This window comes from Nostoc sp. (genome assembly GCF_036917135.1).
In the GTDB taxonomy this organism is placed as follows: domain Bacteria; phylum Cyanobacteriota; class Cyanobacteriia; order Cyanobacteriales; family Nostocaceae; genus Nostoc.
Genome location: NZ_JBALEA010000091.1, coordinates 30,124 through 48,710 on the forward strand (window position 1 = coordinate 30,124; position 18,587 = coordinate 48,710).

At 39.7% G+C, this 18,587-nt stretch carries 18 protein-coding genes; 12 read left to right on the plus strand and 6 right to left on the minus strand.

The window, feature by feature from the left end; all coding sequences use genetic code 11:
• The first annotated feature begins 6 nt into the window (after nucleotides 1–6).
• The 5 genes from V7K50_RS29035 to V7K50_RS29055 all read left to right on the plus strand — a co-directional run bounded on the left by V7K50_RS29035 (nucleotide 7) and on the right by V7K50_RS29055 (nucleotide 3,006).
• Nucleotides 7–1,482, plus strand: a complete 1,476-nt coding sequence (locus tag V7K50_RS29035; protein WP_334966224.1) for an ABC transporter ATP-binding protein — start codon at nucleotides 7–9, stop codon at nucleotides 1,480–1,482.
• Nucleotide 1,483: 1 nt separating this feature from the next.
• Nucleotides 1,484–1,708, plus strand: a complete 225-nt coding sequence (locus V7K50_RS29040; RefSeq protein ID WP_334966225.1) for a hypothetical protein — start codon at nucleotides 1,484–1,486, stop codon at nucleotides 1,706–1,708.
• Nucleotides 1,680–2,072: a zeta toxin family protein gene (locus tag V7K50_RS29045; RefSeq protein WP_334966227.1), complete on the plus strand. Its 393-nt coding sequence runs from the start codon at nucleotides 1,680–1,682 to the stop codon at nucleotides 2,070–2,072. Before V7K50_RS29040 ends, V7K50_RS29045 begins: the two co-directional genes overlap by 29 nt.
• Nucleotides 2,073–2,074: 2 nt before the next feature.
• The gene (locus tag V7K50_RS29050) at nucleotides 2,075–2,248 is read left to right on the plus strand and encodes a hypothetical protein (RefSeq protein WP_334801187.1); all 174 of its coding nucleotides are present in this window, start codon (nucleotides 2,075–2,077) and stop codon (nucleotides 2,246–2,248) included.
• 125 nt (nucleotides 2,249–2,373) lie between these two features.
• Nucleotides 2,374–3,006 carry a YfbM family protein gene (locus tag V7K50_RS29055; protein WP_334966228.1) on the plus strand — a complete coding sequence of 211 codons (633 nt, stop codon included), beginning with the start codon at nucleotides 2,374–2,376 and terminating at the stop codon, nucleotides 3,004–3,006.
• Between the two features lie 56 nt (nucleotides 3,007–3,062).
• Here the strand turns inward: V7K50_RS29055 and V7K50_RS29060 are convergent, their stop codons facing one another.
• The gene (locus V7K50_RS29060; RefSeq protein WP_334966230.1) at nucleotides 3,063–3,638 is read right to left on the minus strand and encodes a Uma2 family endonuclease; all 576 of its coding nucleotides are present in this window, start codon (nucleotides 3,636–3,638) and stop codon (nucleotides 3,063–3,065) included.
• A 6-nt stretch (nucleotides 3,639–3,644) separates the two neighbouring features.
• On the opposite strand from V7K50_RS29060, the gene V7K50_RS29065 reads away from it, so the two are divergent.
• Both V7K50_RS29065 and V7K50_RS29070 read left to right on the plus strand, forming a co-directional pair.
• Complete coding sequence (locus tag V7K50_RS29065; protein ID WP_334966232.1) at nucleotides 3,645–4,691, plus strand: ABC transporter permease; 1,047 nt, start codon at nucleotides 3,645–3,647, stop codon at nucleotides 4,689–4,691.
• A 71-nt stretch (nucleotides 4,692–4,762) separates the two neighbouring features.
• Complete coding sequence (locus tag V7K50_RS29070; RefSeq protein WP_334966234.1) at nucleotides 4,763–5,701, plus strand: ABC transporter permease; 939 nt, start codon at nucleotides 4,763–4,765, stop codon at nucleotides 5,699–5,701.
• Nucleotides 5,702–5,891: 190 nt separating this feature from the next.
• On the opposite strand, the gene V7K50_RS29075 is transcribed toward V7K50_RS29070, so the two are convergent.
• Nucleotides 5,892–6,800 (minus strand): polysaccharide deacetylase family protein, encoded by a 909-nt coding sequence (locus tag V7K50_RS29075; protein ID WP_334966236.1) that lies wholly within the window; start codon nucleotides 6,798–6,800, stop codon nucleotides 5,892–5,894.
• A gap of 442 nt (nucleotides 6,801–7,242) precedes the next feature.
• Here V7K50_RS29075 and V7K50_RS29080 point away from each other — a divergent pair, with 442 nt between their 5' ends.
• Complete coding sequence (locus tag V7K50_RS29080) at nucleotides 7,243–8,301, plus strand: serine hydrolase (protein WP_334966238.1); 1,059 nt, start codon at nucleotides 7,243–7,245, stop codon at nucleotides 8,299–8,301.
• A 309-nt stretch (nucleotides 8,302–8,610) separates the two neighbouring features.
• Here the strand turns inward: V7K50_RS29080 and V7K50_RS29085 are convergent, their stop codons facing one another.
• Nucleotides 8,611–9,162, minus strand: coding sequence for an NUDIX hydrolase (locus V7K50_RS29085; protein WP_334966240.1), 552 nt, complete (start codon nucleotides 9,160–9,162; stop codon nucleotides 8,611–8,613).
• Nucleotides 9,163–9,599: 437 nt separating this feature from the next.
• Here V7K50_RS29085 and V7K50_RS29090 point away from each other — a divergent pair, with 437 nt between their 5' ends.
• Both V7K50_RS29090 and V7K50_RS29095 read left to right on the plus strand, forming a co-directional pair.
• A complete protein-coding gene (locus V7K50_RS29090) occupies nucleotides 9,600–10,652 on the plus strand; it encodes a dipeptide epimerase (protein WP_334966242.1) in 1,053 nt (350 codons plus the stop codon).
• The gene (locus V7K50_RS29095) at nucleotides 10,636–11,682 is read left to right on the plus strand and encodes a DUF1611 domain-containing protein (protein WP_334966244.1); all 1,047 of its coding nucleotides are present in this window, start codon (nucleotides 10,636–10,638) and stop codon (nucleotides 11,680–11,682) included. The genes V7K50_RS29090 and V7K50_RS29095 overlap by 17 nt, the downstream gene beginning before the upstream one ends.
• A gap of 144 nt (nucleotides 11,683–11,826) precedes the next feature.
• On the opposite strand, the gene V7K50_RS29100 is transcribed toward V7K50_RS29095, so the two are convergent.
• The gene (locus tag V7K50_RS29100) at nucleotides 11,827–12,027 is read right to left on the minus strand and encodes a hypothetical protein (RefSeq protein WP_334710182.1); all 201 of its coding nucleotides are present in this window, start codon (nucleotides 12,025–12,027) and stop codon (nucleotides 11,827–11,829) included.
• A 218-nt stretch (nucleotides 12,028–12,245) separates the two neighbouring features.
• Here V7K50_RS29100 and mnmE point away from each other — a divergent pair, with 218 nt between their 5' ends.
• Both mnmE and V7K50_RS29110 read left to right on the plus strand, forming a co-directional pair.
• Complete coding sequence (mnmE, locus tag V7K50_RS29105; RefSeq protein WP_334966246.1) at nucleotides 12,246–13,667, plus strand: tRNA uridine-5-carboxymethylaminomethyl(34) synthesis GTPase MnmE; 1,422 nt, start codon at nucleotides 12,246–12,248, stop codon at nucleotides 13,665–13,667.
• Nucleotides 13,668–13,759: 92 nt separating this feature from the next.
• Nucleotides 13,760–14,371, plus strand: coding sequence for a Uma2 family endonuclease (locus V7K50_RS29110; RefSeq protein WP_334966248.1), 612 nt, complete (start codon nucleotides 13,760–13,762; stop codon nucleotides 14,369–14,371).
• A 257-nt stretch (nucleotides 14,372–14,628) separates the two neighbouring features.
• Here the strand turns inward: V7K50_RS29110 and V7K50_RS29115 are convergent, their stop codons facing one another.
• Both V7K50_RS29115 and V7K50_RS29120 read right to left on the minus strand, forming a co-directional pair.
• Nucleotides 14,629–18,294, minus strand: coding sequence for a hybrid sensor histidine kinase/response regulator (locus tag V7K50_RS29115; RefSeq protein WP_334966250.1), 3,666 nt, complete (start codon nucleotides 18,292–18,294; stop codon nucleotides 14,629–14,631).
• 3 nt (nucleotides 18,295–18,297) lie between these two features.
• Entirely contained in the window at nucleotides 18,298–18,573 is a 276-nt protein-coding gene (locus V7K50_RS29120; protein WP_334966252.1) for a four helix bundle protein, read from the minus strand.
• Nucleotides 18,574–18,587 lie beyond the last annotated feature (14 nt).

The following is an 18,587-nucleotide window of genomic DNA, read 5'->3' on the forward strand; positions in this document are numbered from 1 at the left end:
AATTCAATGTATTTACGTTTAGAAAATATTAGTAAACGTTTTAATTCATTTGTTGCTAATCAGAATATTACCTTCAGTGTTGATGCTGGTAAAATTCATGGAATTTTAGGTGAAAATGGCGCAGGTAAGACTACTTTAATGAACATTATTAGTGGTCTATATCAACCTGATGCCGGAACAATTTATCTAGAAGATAAACCAGTAAAAATTACCTCTGCAAATGAGGCAATAAAATTAGGTATAGGCATGGTATATCAACATTTTATGCTTGTACCTAACTTAACTGTTACCGAAAATATCATCTTGGGTAGAGAAAATAATTGGTGCTTAAATCTGCGGGAAAAACAACAAGAGATTGCGGCTTTATCCCAAGCCTACGGGCTAGAAATTGACCCCACAGATAAAATAGAAAATTTACCAGTAGGGACACAACAGCGAGTAGAAATTCTCAAAGTATTATATCGCCAAGCCCAACTCTTAATTCTCGATGAACCAACAGCAGTTTTGACACCAACAGAAGTAGAATTATTAATTAATATCTTGCGAAAACTGGCGTTAGCTGGCAAGACGATTATTTTTATTAGTCACAAGTTAGAAGAGGTAATCAATCTCTGCGATACAATCACAGTGCTACGACGAAGTAAAGTAGTAGCGACAACCACAGCTAAAGAAGTGACTCCTCAACAATTAGCAGAATTGATGGTGGGGCGCGAAGTTGTTTTACAAGTCAACAAATCTGCATCTGTACCGGGAAAAGCGATCGTGTCGGTACAAAATTTGTCAGTTGTTAATGATCGGAATATTCCTGCTATCCGTAATCTTTCATTTCAATTACGCGCTGGGGAAATCTTAGGAATTGCTGGTGTAGATGGCAATGGACAGCGAGAATTAGCTGATGCAATCGTAGGTTTAACAAGTATCAAGAATGGTAAGATTGAGTTTAGTAGCTCCCGTACTCGCCAAAAAATAGGTTACATCCCCGAAGATCGGCAAAAAATGGGTTTAGTGTTGCAGTTTACCATTGCCCAAAACTTGATTTTGAATGCTTTTAAAAGCTTACCATTCTGCCGCAATTTTTTATTACAACTACCAGCAATCAAAAATCATGCTCAAATTGTCATGGAAAAATTTGATATTCGGGCGACTGGGGAAGATGTCAAGGTAAGCCAACTATCGGGGGGAAATCAACAAAAGGTAGTATTGGCGAGAGAACTGGCGGGAGAACCAGATTTAATTATAGCAATGCAACCCACACGGGGATTAGATGTAGGGGCGATCGCTACAGTTCATTCTCAGTTGTTAGCACAACGCGATCGCGGCGCCGCAATCTTGTATATTTCTACAGAGTTAGAAGAAGTCATGGCCATGAGCGATCGCATTGCTGTAATCTACAGAGGTGAATTTGTCGCTATTTTGGATGCACAGACAGCGACTAGAGAAGAAATTGGTTTATTGATGGCTGGCGGGACGCGCAGAGGATAAAATGCCAAGTCTTTACATCATTGGTGGTGCAAATGGTTCAGGAAAAACCACCGTGTCCATGAGTTTATTACCAAATTTTTTAGACTGCTTTGAGTATGTGAATGCAGATGCGATCGCCTCCGGCGGGCGGTTACGCCATCGCTGCTGGGTTATCCCCATTAAATCCAGATTCAATGGCTATAGAAGCAGGAAGATTAATGATTACACGCCTGCGGACGTTATCTAACTCTGGTAGTGATTTTGCTTTTGAAACCACATTAGCCGCGAGAACTTTTGCACCTTTTATAATTGAATGTAAAACAAAAGGTTACATAATTAATTTAATTTACTTTTGGTTACAAAGTCCTGATTTGGCAGTAGAACGGGTAGCACAAAGGGTTGCTAGCGGCGGACACTCGATTCCAGAAGATGTGATCCGAAGACGCTACCAGAGAGGGAGAGTAAATTTAATTTCTTTATATTTACCTTTGTGCGATCGCTGGATTATTTATAATAACTCTAGTAATGATGCTAGCTTAGTAGCTGAGTATAGCTATAGTCAACAGCTTATTGTATATGAAAGTAGAATTTGGAATCAAATCAGAGGATAAAAATGGCTGATCAAGAATTAGAACTTTTATCAAGTAAAATTGATGCTGGAGTTAAAGCCGCAATTGCCGCAGCCATAGAACGACATCGTAAACTTGGTCAATCTATTAGTATTATGCAAGATGGGAAGGTTGTAACTTTAACTGCTGATGAAATTACAGCGATTCAGAATCAATAGAATAATATAAATCAATGTTCGTAAGATTTGGAAATAGAGGGAATGTGATCGCTATAAAAAATTAAGACGTTGCTGAATCCGGGGATGAATTTACCTCACACAAAGGGCGCAAAGGAAAACTAGCTATGGGCATAAACGGAATATTTATGCAATTATCTCATAATTTACTAGAAAAACTAAAACAAGAGCCTGGATTAATTAGAGTGTTTACTCATGCCCGATATGTATCTGAATCAGATTTAATGCAAGGTAAAGGGATTTTTTTATATTATAAAGAGTTTGATGAAATAAAAGCAGATATTCCTTTGGTTATTGCCGAAGGTAGAAATGAAGAATTAGATATTGATAAAGCTTGGCACATTATGCACTTTATACTAACCAATGATTCATCTTGGAAGGCGCTTCAGCTACCTTTTTTAGTTTACGAAAACTCAGATTCGGATGGTTTATCTTTAGTAAATGCTGTTATGGGAGGAACTCCAATAGAAGAGTATGATAGAGATTTTACTCCTGTCAGATACTTAACAAATGATGAAGTAAAGCAAGTCGCAGAGGCTTTACCCGGAATTACAAAAGCAGATTTAAAAAAAAGATTGAATCAAGCTATTATACTTAATATTGATATATATAAATATACCGTCTGGTTAGGAGAGGATGATGAGCTATTGGAAGACTTAATAGCTATCAAACAGGAAATTACAGAATATTACCAAGATGCTGCTAAAAAAGGAAACGCTATGTTGCTATATCTCAGTTAACTGAATAAAGATTGATTCTTTAACTCTTCTTTGCATCTCTCCATGAAAACATATATTTATTCTCGATTCTCAAAACTCACACCTTCATAAATCAAATCAATTTCACAACTAAAACCAACACTTTCTATAGTGATATCGTCACCAATTGTATAGGGAGAATACAGCCACATTCTGCCTTCTCCTCGACGATAAAATTCAATTCCAATTTTTTCGGATTCAATCAAAATATATTCTTGCAAACTGGGCATAGTGCGATAAGAAGCAAACTTTTCTCCTCTATCTTTAGCTTCTGTCCCAGGAGAAAGAACTTCCACAATGATTTTGGGATATTGAATAAATTTCCGTGCATTTAAATCTCTAGCATCACAGCTAACCACCACATCAGGATAGTAATATGGGCTTTGAGTACTGACTTGCACTTTGACATCTGCAACGTTAATTCGACAACCTCTAGCACGCAGATGGGGATACAATGCTCTGTAGAGATTTAGGGCAATATCATTGTGAGGAATTGTCCCGCCAGTCATGGCAAACACTTTGCCATTAACGTATTCATAGCGACTCTCTTGTAATGGTTCCCATTCAAGATATTGGTCGATACTCATTTTTTGAGGTTGAGGGATGGCAATCATCGCATCATGATCACAAATAAACGCTTTCAACTCCTGCTACCAATTCTATCACCGCTAATTGCCATCGCCTCTGCTCTCATCGTCGGTGCTATCCTCATATTACTCGCCAGAGCAAATCCTATAACTGCCTACACAGCTTTATTTCAAGAATCTCTCTCTACTTACTTTGGCTTTGGCAACACCCTCACCAAAATGACACCCCTATTATTCACCAGTTTAGGGGTATTAGTAGCATTGCGGGCTGGTCAATTTAATATCGGTGGCGAAGGACAAATTTACCTTGGTGCGTTGGGTAGCACTTTAATCGGTTTATATGTGCAAGGATTACCAGCTATCATTCACATTCCCTTAGCGCTTCTCGCTGGCTTTGGATTTGGTGCGGTTTGGGGTTGGATACCTGGTTATCTCAAAGCAGTACGGGGAGTCAATGAAGTCATCACTACCCTCTTACTGAATTACATAGCAGTGAATTTAGTTAGCTACTTAGTGCAAAATCCCTTAAAAGCACCAGCTGCACCTAGTCCTTATTCACCTTTGATAGCTAAATCTGCACAGTTGCCGATTATCTTACCCGAAAGTCTTGCCCATGCTGGCATAATACTGGCGTTAATGGCAGCAGTCATATTGTGGGTGTTATTGGTGCGATCGCCTCTAGGATACCAAATTGCCGCCGTTGGTTTTAACCCCACAGCAGCCCATTATGCCCGAATTTCGGTTAAAAATACGATCATGTTAGTAATGGGGTTAGCAGGTGGTTTAGCTGGGTTAGCGGGTGCATCTGAAGTGATGGGATTGAAGTACCGCCTATTTGAACAGGTTTCATCTGGTTATGGATTTGATGCTGTGGCGATCGCCTTCTTAAGTCGCGGTAGTATTAGCGGTGTAGTATTAACTTCTTTATTTTTCGCCGCCTTGCGTAGTGGTGCCAATGTCATGCAACGTAGTGCCGGCGTACCCGTAACTGTAGTTTATGCCATCCAAGGATTAACCGTCTTATTCATTGCCATCAGCCTCGCCGTAGAAACACGAATAAAAACCCAAAGTAACACTTGACGTTTAACGCGAAAATTTCTCTGCGATACTCTGCGCTTCCCTTAGCGTTCCTTTGCGTTTAAAAAAAAACTATGAATAACCTTAACTTCCTCTCTGATTACTTAATTGCTAGCTTAAACTTAGCCGTACCCCTAGCATTTGCTGCCCTTGGGGGAATGTACTCAGAACGTTCAGGAGTATTAAATATTGCCCTAGAAGGAATGTTAATAACTGGTGCTTTTACCAGTGCAGCCGCTACCTTTTACACTGGCAACCCTTGGCTTGGTGTTCTCTGTGCGTTGATTGCTGGGGGATTAGTCGGTTTACTCCATGCCTTTTTATGTGTAACTTTATATGTCAATCAGTTAGTATCAGGGCTAGCAATTAATTTAGTAGCTGCGGGGTTAACATCGTTTTTAGCGCGGTTAGTATTTGCTAGCAGTAGCACTCAAAGATTACCAGGAATTGAGCCTATAATTATTCCTGGTCTTGCGAATATACCGATACTTGGTGCTATGTTGTTCCAGCAAGATGTGCTTGTATATTTACTGTTAATTTTAGTTGCTTTAAGTACCTATATTTTATTTCGTACTAGCTTTGGGCTAACTTTGCGGGCGGTAGGGGAATATCCCAAAGCGGCGGCGACGGCTGGGGTTTCAGTATCAAGGGTGCGATATTTGGCTGTAATCCTGAGTGGCTGTCTTGCCAGTTTAGGAGGTGCTGATCTCGCTTTGGTACAAATAAAATTTTTTACAGAAGGGATGAGTGCAGGTAAAGGATTTATTGCGATCGCAGCTTTAATTTTCGGTAGGTGGCATCCTTTAGGTAGTACTTTGGCTTGTTTATTATTTGGCGCTACGGAAGCTTTACAGTTAAGAGTTCAAGCCTTGGGTGTAAATATTCCCTATCAATTTTTAGTCATGTTACCATACGCGATCGCTCTATTTGCATTACTGGGATTAGCTGGTAAATCTATACCACCCCAAGGGTTGGGTGTTCCTTACTCGCCAGAAAATCGCCAAGACAATTAAGGACAAGATCAAGGAACGCTTTTAGCGCTAGTTATTCCTCCAGGTGCGATCGCTTAATCTGTAATTAGCAACTTGTATATGACTTCTATTTGATTTTTTATTTTTGAAAAAACTCTGTACAACTCGAAAGGACTGATTCCCTATTCCCTAGCTACGCAAATAAGTAAAAAAATCAAATCGAATTGCTATATTATTTTTTATTGACAATCAATTTTTGATTTTTATCTTCCATTTCTAAGAGTTCAGGGATAGTCACAAAGCTATAGCCCTGCTTGCGAAAGTTGGCAATAATTTCAGGTAAAGCTTGTACAGTCTTAGAACGATTACCACCACCATCATGCATCAACACAATTCCACCAGGTTTTGCCTCTCGGAACACATTATGGATTAATTTGGGTACAGCAGGACGCGAATAATCTATAGAGTCAGATGACCACAAAACAATCGCGTATTTGCTATTTCTAGCGTAATCAACCACCCCATTATGCATAATTCCTCCAGGTGGCCGAAATAAATTTGTTTTTAACCCTGTAATTTTATAAATCAGATTTGCTGTCTGGTCAATTTCATAAGCGGCGGCTTGTGGATTCAAGAATTGATACCAATGATGCCAAGTATGGTTGCCAATCACATGACCTTCAGCAATCTCCTGCTTCAGTAAGTCGGGATAATTTTTCACATTTTGCCCAATCACAAAAAATGTTGCTTTAATCTGATTTTTTTTCAGAATATCTAAGACTTCTGCTGTACTTTCGGGCCAAGGACCATCATCAAAGGTGAGAGCAATTACTTTCTGAGGTGGAGAGAGTTTTGCCGAGTCAATTATTGCACCTTGAAAACTGGATGGTATAGAGTCAGAAAAACCCTTTACTTGGGCTTGTTGCTGCCAACTTGTCAGCATTGCTGCCTTTAATTCCTCAACTCGCTGCTGGGTTCCTACATCTGCCGTTATATTATTTACATTTACACTCTGTTGTGATAGTGCTTTAAAAAGATTTATTTTTATCAAAAATATTAAGCTAAGACTAAAACTACTACATAAGGCAAGCAGCCCAACTAATTTTGCTGGAGTCCAAAGGATCGGCTTATTATTGATCACGTTAAGTTCCTTTAATAGTCAAATAATCAGTCATTATACTGAATAGTAAGTTAGATTTTGTATCTGCTTACTTTCAGGGAAAGTATAACTATCTATTCATGGATTGCCAAGAGTGCGTAGGCGTAGCTCGTCGTAGACATCGCATACCCACGCAACTTAGGTGTTCTCAATATATGATTGTAAGGGCAATCATATAACTAAAACATCCTTTCGTCATAATTTTGTAATATTTTCATCAAGAATGTATGTAAAAATTTCTAGTTATAAACCAAGATTTACTGGGAATTATTGATGTCCCAAATAAAATAATCAATTTAAATATTGACATCGTAAACAAATATAACTATGATTTTGACATATTATTTGACATATTATATGTAAAATATACAAATTCTTCAAAAAAGCTGTCCAAGCAAGTAAATTTATCCTCGGAAATAAATCAATGAGATTACGCTGGTTTTTACTAACTATTATTAGTACTTTGTTACTAACATCGCCCACATTGGCAGCAATATTAAAATCTCCAAAAATTAACTCGAATCAGAATCATCGAGAGTCAACAACAGATTGGAAGTCTTTACTGGCTAACTTTCAAAATGAAGGAACCGGGCAGAGAAATCTTATTCCTAAACTCAATCAACCGGAGATTTTCAGCAATACAAATGATCCTTCTTTATTTGGTGGCATTATTCCATTAGGCCAAGAAATAACAGAGCTAAAGTCTCAAGTTAGAGCATTAATGGCTCATTATAGTTTTCTCAAACCTGGGATGTTTTTCTTAGATATAGAAACAGGTAACTATTTGAATATTGATGGCGAGAAGGTATTTCCCGCAGCTAGTACCATTAAATATCCGATCTTAATTGCTTTATTTGAACAAGTAGACTCTGGGAAAGTCAAACTTGACGAAAAGCTAGTGATGCGGCGTGACTTAGTAGCAAGTGGTTCGGGTGAATTGCAGTATAAACCAGCAGGAATCAAACTGAGTGTCATCGAAACTGTTAACAAAATGATTACGATCAGTGATAATACTGCAACTAACATGATTATCGACCGTTTAGGCGGGAAAGCAAAACTCAATCAACGTTTCCACACTTGGGGACTAAAAAACACAGTAATTCGCAATATGTTAGGAGACTTTAAAGGCACTAATACAACTAGTCCAGCAGATTTAGTAAGGTTGTCAGCCTTGGTTGACCAACATAAATTGATTTCAGAGAGTAGTCATTTACAAGCTTTAGATATTTTGCGTCATTGTCATAATAATAAGTTGCTGGCGGCTGGTGTGGGTAAAGGTGGAACTATTGCTCATAAAACGGGAGATATTGGATTTTTGGTTGGGGATGCAGGGATTATTGAAATGCCAAACGGTAAGCATTATTTAGCAGGGATTTTTGTTAGAAGACCCCATGACGATGAGCGAGGAAGGGAGTTTGTACGTCAAGTTTCTCGCCTAGTTTACCAGTACCTCGATCAACCAAAATTATCCCAGAAGTATTGATTTTAAAAGCTGCTGGCATCGCCTTGGGTGACTGACATCTTTGGCAAGCTAGATGAAAACCTTAAATGTGCAGCTTTATTATATCAAGCTTTAATTACATTTTCTTGACAAAGTTATTACCAAGTTGTGACAAAAGTGTGACTAGACTGATTTTGCTACGTGCCTCTATTTTTCCTTAGTTCAACCCAACCTACATATTTTTATTTTTTGGGCTTAACCAAACCGTGTTTCTCCCACCCCTTGAAGCGATGGGATTCCGGCGATTTTTGTTGATTTTGTTGGGTTTCTCTGTAATTAACCCTTGAATTATTAATAATTTAGAAAATTTAAACCTAAAAACAGAGCCGCTACAGTACCAGCAACAGAAATTTCTCCCTGAATAATTTTATCTAAAACTAATTCTACAGGAATAAATACAACTTCAATCTCTTCTGTAATATCTAGTTTTTGCTCTCCAACTTTACTCACATTTTCCGCTAAAAATAAGTGTATTTGATTGGTATCCTTACTCGGCTTATCGTATAGAGTTCCGATCTTTCTAAATTCTTGGGGAATATAACCAGTTTCTTCTGTAAATTCTCTAATTGCTGCTACTTCTGCACTCTCTTTTGTGGGATCGAAATTCCCTGCCGGCAGTTCCAAGAAAAATTCACCTATAGCGTGTCTATATTGCCGGACAAAAATAATTTCTTTATTACTAGTGATTGGTAAAACCATCGCAACGTCAGGCTTAATACTGACAAAATAATCATCTATAATTTTACCATTGGGCAATTCTATTTCATCTTGCCTTACCTGACACCAGTAATGATCTAAGACCATTTTTGATTTTAAAGTCTTCCATTTTTTTAAGTTGTTCATCAAAATGAAGATATGAAAATTTTAGTCATTAAGCAATGAATGTAAAAAAGTATAACAGATGCATCCAATAATCTAAATTTTGAACTTATACCAATTCTGTATGAAGATGCGCCAAACTACATGAGGAACGAACCGCAAAGGGCGCAAAGGGCACAAAGAAAGAAAGAAAGAAAGAAAGAAAGAAAGAAAGAAAATTTGGCGCAGCCTCACAAAGAAATGGTATTACAGCGATTTTCAGCTAAATGAACCACAAATAGACCTCACTTCCATTCCTCTCTCCTACGTTCGCGTAGCGGCACGAAGTGCGGAGAGAGGCTTTGATTTTCTCCCCTTCCCTACAAGGGAAGGGGCTGGGGGTTAGGTCTTATAATTGTGGTCTAAATACATGAAAACTGCTGTAAACTGGCTTTTGCAATAGCATAATATGTATAACAAGTATGCAAATAAATGTAAATCTATTCACAGTCAATAAGAGATTTCCATTAACCATAAGTCGGGGTACAACAGCGCAGACAACGAATGCCTGGGTGACGATTTCAGCCGATGGCATCGAAGGCTGGGGGGAAGCATCACCATTTGGCGTGGGTAATCATCGCCAATCCACTGATGCAATCAAAGACGCCTTACAGCAAGTTGTGCCACTGTTGCAAGCATTCAGCCCTTTAAAAAGACAGCAAATTGAGCAAGTTTTAATCCAAAACCAGGTTCCTTCTGCTGTTAGAGCCGCCCTGGATATGGCAATGCACGACTGGTTGGGTAAGCGTGTAGGATTACCCTTGTGGCAAATTTGGGGACTCGATCGCAATCAAATAGTCCCGACTTCTGTGACAATTGGGATTAATTCGCCTGAAGCTGCCAGGGCGAGAGCGCGAGACTGGTTAAAATTTACAGATGTCCGCCTTTTCAAGGTGAAGCTAGGTAGTGCAGATGGCATAGATGCAGATAAAAAAATGCTATTAGCAGTGCGTGAAGAAGCACCGGAACCAGAATTTTTTGTTGATGCTAACGGGGGTTGGAGTTTAGAAGATGCGATCGCAATGTGCAATTGGCTGGCTGATTTAGGTATAAAGTATGTAGAACAGCCATTACCACGGGGACAAGAAAAAAGTTTAGCAAAACTCAAAGAAAACTCTCCTCTGCCCATCTTTGTTGATGAAAGTTGTTTTACAAGCGCCGATATTCCCCATTTGGCAAATTACGTGGATGGTATTAATATCAAACTGATGAAATCAGGAGGACTAACGGAGGCAATGCGAATGGTACATACAGCGCGAGCATATCAGTTGCAAGTAATGTTCGGTTGCTATTCTGACAGTTCCCTAGCTAATACAGCAGCATTACAGCTAGCACCACTAGCTGATTATTTAGATTTAGACAGTCACCTTAACTTAATTGATGATCCCTTTACGGGTGCATTGCTAAAAGAAGGGAGAGTTTTGCCAAACGATTTACCAGGTTTGGGAGTACAACACAGTGCGTCTACCACTTAATCAACGAGTAGCTATCTTACTTCATGAAGGAATTACTGGGCATCATGGCAAAACAGGCCTAGCAATTTTACGTTACAGTGAAGCCCCAATTGTAGCCGTAATCGATCGCGAGTCTGCTGGTAAATCCCTACCAGAATTAACAGGTATCAAGCGTGATGTCCCAATTGTGGCATCGCTAGCCGCAGCCTTGGAATACAAGCCAGAAGTTTTGGTAATTGGCATTGCCCCCGGAGGTGGTGCTGTACCAGATGATTACTGGCTGGAAATCAAAAACGCTTTAGAAGCTGGAATGTCTCTGGTGAATGGTTTACATACACCAATGGCAAGTATCCCAGAATTAAATGCACTGCTCAAACCAGGACAATTAATTTGGGATGTGCGTAAAGAACCGTCTAATATTAGCGTTGCTAGTGGAATGGCACGCACCCTCTCGTGTCGGCGGGTGTTGACAGTGGGAACCGACATGGCCATCGGTAAAATGTCAACTAGCCTAGAATTACATTGGGCATCGAAACTGCGGGGCTGGCGTTCTAAATTCCTCGCCACAGGGCAAACTGGGGTGATGTTAGAAGGGGACGGAGTGCCTTTAGATGCCGTGCGGGTAGATTTTGCCGCCGGTGCTGTGGAACAAATAGTCATGCGCTATGGCAAAAACTATGACATTTTGCACATTGAAGGACAAGGTTCACTATTACACCCTGGTTCAACGGCAACTTTACCCTTAATCCGTGGTTCGCAACCAACCCAACTAGTGTTAGTACATCGGGCGGGACAAGTTCATGTACGTAATCATCCTCATGTATTAATTCCGCCTTTACCAGAGGTGATTCGGCTTTATGAAACCGTTGCTAGCGCCGGAGGTGCCTTTGGAAGTGTTTCTGTAGTAGGTATAGCATTGAACACAGCCCATCTAGATGAGTCTGCGGCCCAGGAAAGCATCGCTCAAACAATAGCAGAAACGGGGCTACCTTGCACCGATGTAGTCCGTTTCGATGCTAACGTGCTTTTAGATGCGGTGATGAAGAATTAGGTGCTGGAGAATGCCTTAATCCTGACAAATTTCGGTGTTTGGTTTCCACAGCACAAGAAGAGAAGCAACGCTGCGATCGCTTGGCGGCAAAAGTGCGAGAATATAACTTCCACACTATCTTGCTTGTGCCTGTTGGACTAAATCCTATGGATCTTCAGGAAAAACCCATTTTGGCGGTTCCGTCATTTTTTTTCGCAGACGTTCTTGTGCCAACTCCAGCATTTTATCTAAGGGAGTCTCTTCAATAAATTTCGCGGCTGCCTCTCTAAACTCGATATTGGGGCATTTATCCCCTAAAACACATCCGTTAACACAAGCTTGGGCGCAGTTAATTTTTTGCTCCACAGTAAATTCCTCTCTAAAAATTATGAGTTATGATTTTCACACCTAACTCTTCACTATCAGGCATCACGCTCCAGATAAATTTTAACTTGTCAGTTGCAATGTCATTAGTCTAAATATCTACCATTAAAAAAGTTATGAGTTCTGATTTTACCCCGTGTGAGACTTGATCTCAAACCAAACTCCTAACTCCTAACTCCTAACTCTCATAAAGGGCGCTCATGTCGGAAATTTTTGCTACTACTGGAACTATAGCCGCGATCGCTACTGCTGTTGTCCCCCAACAGGGTAGCGTTGGTATTGTGCGGGTGTCTGGTTCTCAGGCAATGGCAATCGCCCAAACTCTCTTTCATGCACCAGGGCGACAAGTTTGGGAAAGTCATCGGATTCTCTACGGTTACATTCGCCATCCCCAGACGCAACAACTAGTGGATGAAGCCCTGTTGTTAATTATGAAAGCACCCCGTTCTTATACCCGTGAAGATGTCGTCGAATTCCATTGCCACGGGGGAATTATGGCAGTGCAGCAGGTATTGCAACTGTGTTTGGAAAATGGCGCTAGACTAGCGCAACCTGGAGAATTTACTCTCCGCGCCTTTTTGAATGGAAGATTGGATTTAACTCAAGCTGAAGGTATTGCTGATTTAGTGGGAGCTAAATCGCCCCAAGCTGCTCAAAGTGCTTTAGCTGGTTTACAAGGAAAATTAGCTCATCCGATTCGTCAGTTACGCGCTAACTGTTTGGATATCTTGGCAGAAATTGAAGCTCGGATTGATTTTGAGGAAGACCTACCACCCTTGGATGATAAAGCAATCATATCACAAATTGATAAAATTGCCGCACAAATAACTAGATTATTGGAAACCAAAGACAAAGGTGAATTGCTACGCACTGGTTTAAAAGTGGCAATTGTTGGGCGTCCGAATGTGGGTAAGTCCAGTTTATTGAACGCTTGGAGCCGGAGCGATCGCGCCATTGTGACTGATTTACCAGGTACAACCCGCGATGTTGTCGAATCCCAATTAGTTGTCGGGGGAATTCCCATACAAGTGCTAGATACTGCGGGGATTCGGGAAACAACAGACCAAGTGGAAAAAATTGGCGTGGAGCGATCGCGTCGTGCCGCCAATGCAGCTGATTTAGTCTTGCTTACCATTGATGCTTCCGCAGGTTGGACTCAAGGCGATCAAGAAATTTACGAACAGATACAACACCGTCCGTTAATTATAGTGATTAACAAAATTGATTTATTAGAAGCAGAGGATAGGAAAAATATTCAATCGAAAATCCCAGTGGCGCTGTCAGCGCACCAAAGGTGCAACCCAAAATCCCAAATTGTCACAGCCGCAGCCCAGAATCAAGGTATTGATGTTTTAGAAACAGCAATTTTAGAGATAGTTCAATCAGGGAAAGTGCAAGCTGCTGATATGGATTTAGCCATTAACCAAAGACAGGCAGCAGCCTTAACTCAAGCTAAAATATCTTTAGAACAAGTACAAGCAACAATTGCCCAACAATTTCCTCTGGATTTTTGGACAATTGACTTACGGGGTGCAATTCAAGCTCTAGGAGAAATTACTGGAGAGGAAGTAACAGAATCAGTTTTAGAGAGGATTTTCAGCAAGTTTTGTATTGGAAAATAATCTAACTAGATTAAGCCACCTCACAGCCAATGTTTTAAGGCTTGATAACCAGATTTTCAGTAGCCTTTTAGTAGCATCTAGAGGAAATACCGATGTTTTCATCCCCTTTGGTTTTGCAAATTCCCTCATCCATGCAAATGACAGACGAACAATTTTTTGAGTTCTGTCAGGTGAATCGTGATTTACGCATTGAGCGAAATAAATTTGGAGAATTGGTAATTATGCCTCCGACTGGTTCAGAGACAGGAAACCGAGAAGGTAATATATTTGGGCAGCTATGGGTTTGGTCGGAACAAGATGGTACAGGTATAACTTTTAGCTCTAGTACCGGATTTAAGTTATCAACAGGTGCAGAGCGATGTCTGACGACAAGCCACTCCGTGTCTACGCCAGATGCTTCCTGGATTAAACTAGAACGGTGGAATAGTCTCTCAGCAGAACAGCAGCGAGAGTTTGCTCCCATTTGTCCAGATTTTGTAGTTGAACTCAAATCTCCCAGCGACAACCTCCAGACTTTGAAGGAAAAAATGGAGGAATATATGAAGGAACCAGGAATACAGCTAGGCTGGTTGATTGACCGTAAGCACCGTCAAGTGTATATTTATCGTTCTGGATTGCCAGAGGAATGTTTAAATAATCCTGCTAGCGTTAGCGGCGAGTTAATATTGCCTGGGTTTATTCTGAATATGAGTAAAGTTTGGTAGACTGATATATTGCCCCTACACCTCGTCATGTAACCTTGTACTGCATCTGAATGGAAACCGCTATAGGGTTTTTAGCGGATGAAGAAAACCGACTTCTTAATTTTGGATAAAGTCGGGCTAAGAGGTTGTTTGAAAAGACCACTTTTCAAACAACCTTTTACACCAGTCGCACAGAATTCAAGTCTGAGTTCTGGCTCACTTCGACTACGCTCAGTGACCACCTGACTTCTGACTTCTGTTTTTTCAAGCTAAAAGCATCAATGATTTACCACCATGAGTAAATGGTTTGAATCACCTGTATTACTGTTAATTAAGCTGTTAATTGTAGAAAGAAACTCATGCTCTAAATAAGGTTTGGTCAAGTAAGCCTTTGCACCCAATTCTTGAGCAAGCTGGCGATGTTTTTCAGCGCTGCGAGAAGTGAGAATTACTACAGGTATTTTTTCTAAATTTGGGTATTGACGGAAATTGCTCAACAACTCAAAACCATTCATTCGGGGCATCTCTAAATCGGAGACGACAACTTGAATTTCAGGATGTAGCTGTAACTTTTCTAGAGCTTCTACACCATTTTGGGCTTGTATTACTTGATAGCCAGATTTTTGCAGAGTGAGAGAGAGAGTTTGTCGGAGACTAATTGCATCATCTACGACTAAAACAACTTTTGGTGATTTATTATCTGGCTCTTGAGAATAACTGGGTTGTTCTTGAGAATAACTGGGTTGTTCTTGAGAATAACTGGGTTGGGTTTTTATAGTTGTTGTGGAAGTCGATGCAGTGAGTAATGGTGTAGATGGAAAAGTATGTCCTGATATCGGTAAGGCTTTTTTATTTGACGAAGAAGCTACTGGTAGTGCCCTGATATTAAGTGTTGTTTGTTGGATCTCGCTAGACTTTACCAGCAATGAAGCATCAATCACTAAGATGAGATTACCATTGGCTAAACTACTACAACCATAAATGTATTTTGGCGGTGCGATCGCATTTCCTAAAGGTCTAATTACCAGTTCTTGTTCACCAATTATTTGGTCAACTTCCAAAGCAAACATTCCCTGATTTCGTCGTAGCAAAAGCACCGGATTTTTCGCCACGCTTGGATCATGACTATTTGATGGGTTGTATGGAGTGGCACTATGAATGAATGAACCATTATAATCAATCAATTTTGAAAGTTGACGGAGGCTGACCATAGTCTCATCATTGTCTGTATTCCAATGAAAGACTTTTTTACCTTCAACTTCTTTAATTTGTTGTTCAGAGGGAATCAATATTTTTTCGATACTGTCCAAAAGAAGTCCATAAACAACACCTTTGGCTTGAACGAGCATTAACTTTTCTGTAGTCATAGAAAAAGGAATTTTAAGGATGAATATTGTTCCTTGGTTTGGTAAGGATTGAACTGAAATTGAACCATTGAGTGCGTGCATCTGAGTACGCACAATATCTAATCCCATACCGCGCCCAGAAATTTCGCTCACTTTATTAGCAGTAGAAAATCCGGGCGAAAATATCAAATCTAAAAGTTCAGGATCACCCAGATTAGAAGCATAGCTCCTAGCTTTTTCTTCACTTTCTATGGGATAAAATTCAACAGCTTTTCTGCGAATTCTGTCTAAATTCAATCCCTGTCCATCATCCCGAACTTCGATAACAGTTTGGCTACCCTGATGATAGGCGCAGATTTCGATTAAACCTTGTTCTGGTTTACCAAGCTCTCGGCGAAATTGCGGTGCTTCAATACCATGATCAAAAGCATTACGCACTAAGTGCAATAAGGGATCATAGAGCTTTTCTGCGATCGCTTTATCTACTAGTACCTCAGTACCAGTAAGTTTCAATTCTACAAGTTTGTCATAAACATTCCCCAACTTACTTACCATGTGGGGGAAGCGATTCAGGATATTGCCTAAAGGTGACATCCGTGCTTCTACTAAGCTATCTATAATATTAAGAGTTAAATTCTCTTGTTTGTCACTAATTTGAGCAGCTTGCGTCACGAGCAAGTCCAGAGACTCTGTGGTTTCTTGTAGTTGCAGTGTCTCTTCTATTGCTTCATGCAATGTCATGTGAAATTCTGTATATACATCCATTTCTAGAGAGTCAAAATTCACTGCAAAATTTTGAGTTTGTGGTGAGCTAATATTTTGTATCTGTAATGGCAAATCACGTAATTCATTTAAAGTTGTTTGGTGTCTAGCGAGTTGCTGTACTAATTGCTCAATTATTTCTTGGACTTGTTCATCTTGCAAACTACGCCGTTTTTGGTAAATCAGCAATTCTCCAGCTAGATAATTGAGGTGTTGCAGCCTCTCTGTATCTACTCGAATAAATGAAGGTTGGCGCAAATTTTTAGTTTGAACATACTGTGATTTATCTTCTATTTCTTTGTTGATTTGTGTAGCTACATTAGGCATAACTTCAATAGCTGTTTCAGAAATACCTACAACTACCTGCTCACTGACAGTTAATGAATCAAGCTTTTCTGAAGAATCATTAGTCTGGATATTCACGACTTCAGCAGCAATATTTTGGTTAGCTTCTTCTCCCCATATTGCTTCTAGTAAGTTATCAATTGCTTGAGGAAATACACATATCTCTTTAATAACTAACAGTGTTTGTAACTTGGGGCTATCAAGCCAATTTTTCTCTTCACCAGTTACAGGAGGATACTTTTTATATTCTTTTGCTACTTTATGAATTTGGTTCTGTAGGATTTTAATTATTGAGAGGTAGCTATCAGACTGGTTAAGAGAATATTGAAATTTTGCAACCGCAAATAGGATGATTAAGATGATACCACGTCGATAAATACAAAGACTTTGACTATCTTCTTCACCTTGGACAAAATCAAGAAAACTTTTCAGCCAATTTTGGATATAATCAACCAGACTTTTTCTTTCTAATGTGGGAACCAGTAAAGTCAACCTGAGTTCTGGCTCTGGTATTTGCATCTCGTGATTAAACCAGCCAAAAATGTAACGAATTACTTTTAAATAAAACTTGGCAGTTGTTGGGTTGACGGATTCGTTTTTATTGTGATCAGATGTAGTGATAAACTCATAAAATTGTTCTTCATTGATGACAAATGTGCTAGCAGATGAATTATTTTGCAATTCTTCAGATAACTCATTATTTGCTACTATTGTAAGTTTTCGCAAACCTGGAGAAGGTTCTCCACCAGATGTGCGATCGCCTGCTAACACTAATTTTTGTGCTTGTTGTAAATCTGCAAGAGCAATTTTTGCAATTTGCTGCACCTGGCTAGGATTTGCTTGCAGCGCTGATAGAATTGTTTGGGCAATTTCTCCTAATCCAGGTAAATTTAGAGATTCTGCCAAGCCAAAAAATACTTCAGCTTGAGAGTGTAAAAATTCAATAAATTCGCCACTATTTGGTGGATTATTAACAGCGTCAGCAATACTGTTTAGACGTTGTTCCACTCCTACTTCAAAAACGGACTCTACAATATCAAATCCCAATTCTTCAGAAGTGGGAATATGAGACTCAGCACCAAATGCATCACCTAGTTTCTCTTGCAACTCTGCAAACACTGAAGTTGCTCGATGTAGCAGTTCTTCATCATTAACATTACTGCCTATTAGTTCAGTATTTAATGCTATGCTCAAACACTCATAAGCTTGTAATAAAAGTGTTTGTAACTCAGCATCAACTACCACCTTAGGATTATATAGAGCCTTAAAGACATCTTCTAAAAAATGGGCTATCATCTTAATTACTTCTAGCCCAACATTAGCAGCACCACCTTTAAGTGTATGAGTAGCTCGCATTAAGTTGTGAACTTTAGCAATGCTATAACCTTCCGACAAGCTAAATAGTTCTTGCTCGATAATTTGAACTAATTCTGGGGCTTCAGCCAGAAAGTAGATGTACCCTTGTTCGCGAATTTCGTTATCTGTGATCATATTTTAGATTTTGGATTTTAAATTTTGGACTTCGGCTACGCTCAGTCGAACGATTTTGGATTTGTTACGTAAAGTTTTGATTGATGCAACTGTCATTGCAAGAATTTCGGTGTTTTCTGACATCAAGCTGCTTACTTTTTCTAGTGGTAATAAACCAACCTCAACGATAAGTTCCATCCAATAAAGACTTTCATCGGCTTCTTCCTCTACCAAACTGAGTTGAGCAATGACATCGGCGATTGACTTACCACGACAAGCTGACCGATAATTAGCTCCCACAGATGTTGCTGAAC

Coding starts and splice junctions, on each gene's coding strand:
- V7K50_RS29035 (WP_334966224.1), top strand. CDS start 7: ATGTATTTACGTTTAGAAAATATTAGTAAACGTTTTAATTCATTTGTT.
- V7K50_RS29040 (WP_334966225.1), top strand. CDS start 1,484: ATGCCAAGTCTTTACATCATTGGTGGTGCAAATGGTTCAGGAAAAACC.
- V7K50_RS29045 (WP_334966227.1), top strand. CDS start 1,680: ATGATTACACGCCTGCGGACGTTATCTAACTCTGGTAGTGATTTTGCT.
- V7K50_RS29050 (WP_334801187.1), top strand. CDS start 2,075: ATGGCTGATCAAGAATTAGAACTTTTATCAAGTAAAATTGATGCTGGA.
- V7K50_RS29055 (WP_334966228.1), top strand. CDS start 2,374: ATGGGCATAAACGGAATATTTATGCAATTATCTCATAATTTACTAGAA.
- V7K50_RS29060 (WP_334966230.1), bottom strand. CDS start 3,638: ATGATTGCCATCCCTCAACCTCAAAAAATGAGTATCGACCAATATCTT.
- V7K50_RS29065 (WP_334966232.1), top strand. CDS start 3,645: ATGATCACAAATAAACGCTTTCAACTCCTGCTACCAATTCTATCACCG.
- V7K50_RS29070 (WP_334966234.1), top strand. CDS start 4,763: ATGAATAACCTTAACTTCCTCTCTGATTACTTAATTGCTAGCTTAAAC.
- V7K50_RS29080 (WP_334966238.1), top strand. CDS start 7,243: ATGAGATTACGCTGGTTTTTACTAACTATTATTAGTACTTTGTTACTA.
- V7K50_RS29085 (WP_334966240.1), bottom strand. CDS start 9,162: ATGAACAACTTAAAAAAATGGAAGACTTTAAAATCAAAAATGGTCTTA.
- V7K50_RS29090 (WP_334966242.1), top strand. CDS start 9,600: ATGCAAATAAATGTAAATCTATTCACAGTCAATAAGAGATTTCCATTA.
- mnmE (WP_334966246.1), top strand. CDS start 12,246: ATGTCGGAAATTTTTGCTACTACTGGAACTATAGCCGCGATCGCTACT.
- V7K50_RS29110 (WP_334966248.1), top strand. CDS start 13,760: ATGTTTTCATCCCCTTTGGTTTTGCAAATTCCCTCATCCATGCAAATG.
- V7K50_RS29115 (WP_334966250.1), bottom strand. CDS start 18,294: ATGATCACAGATAACGAAATTCGCGAACAAGGGTACATCTACTTTCTG.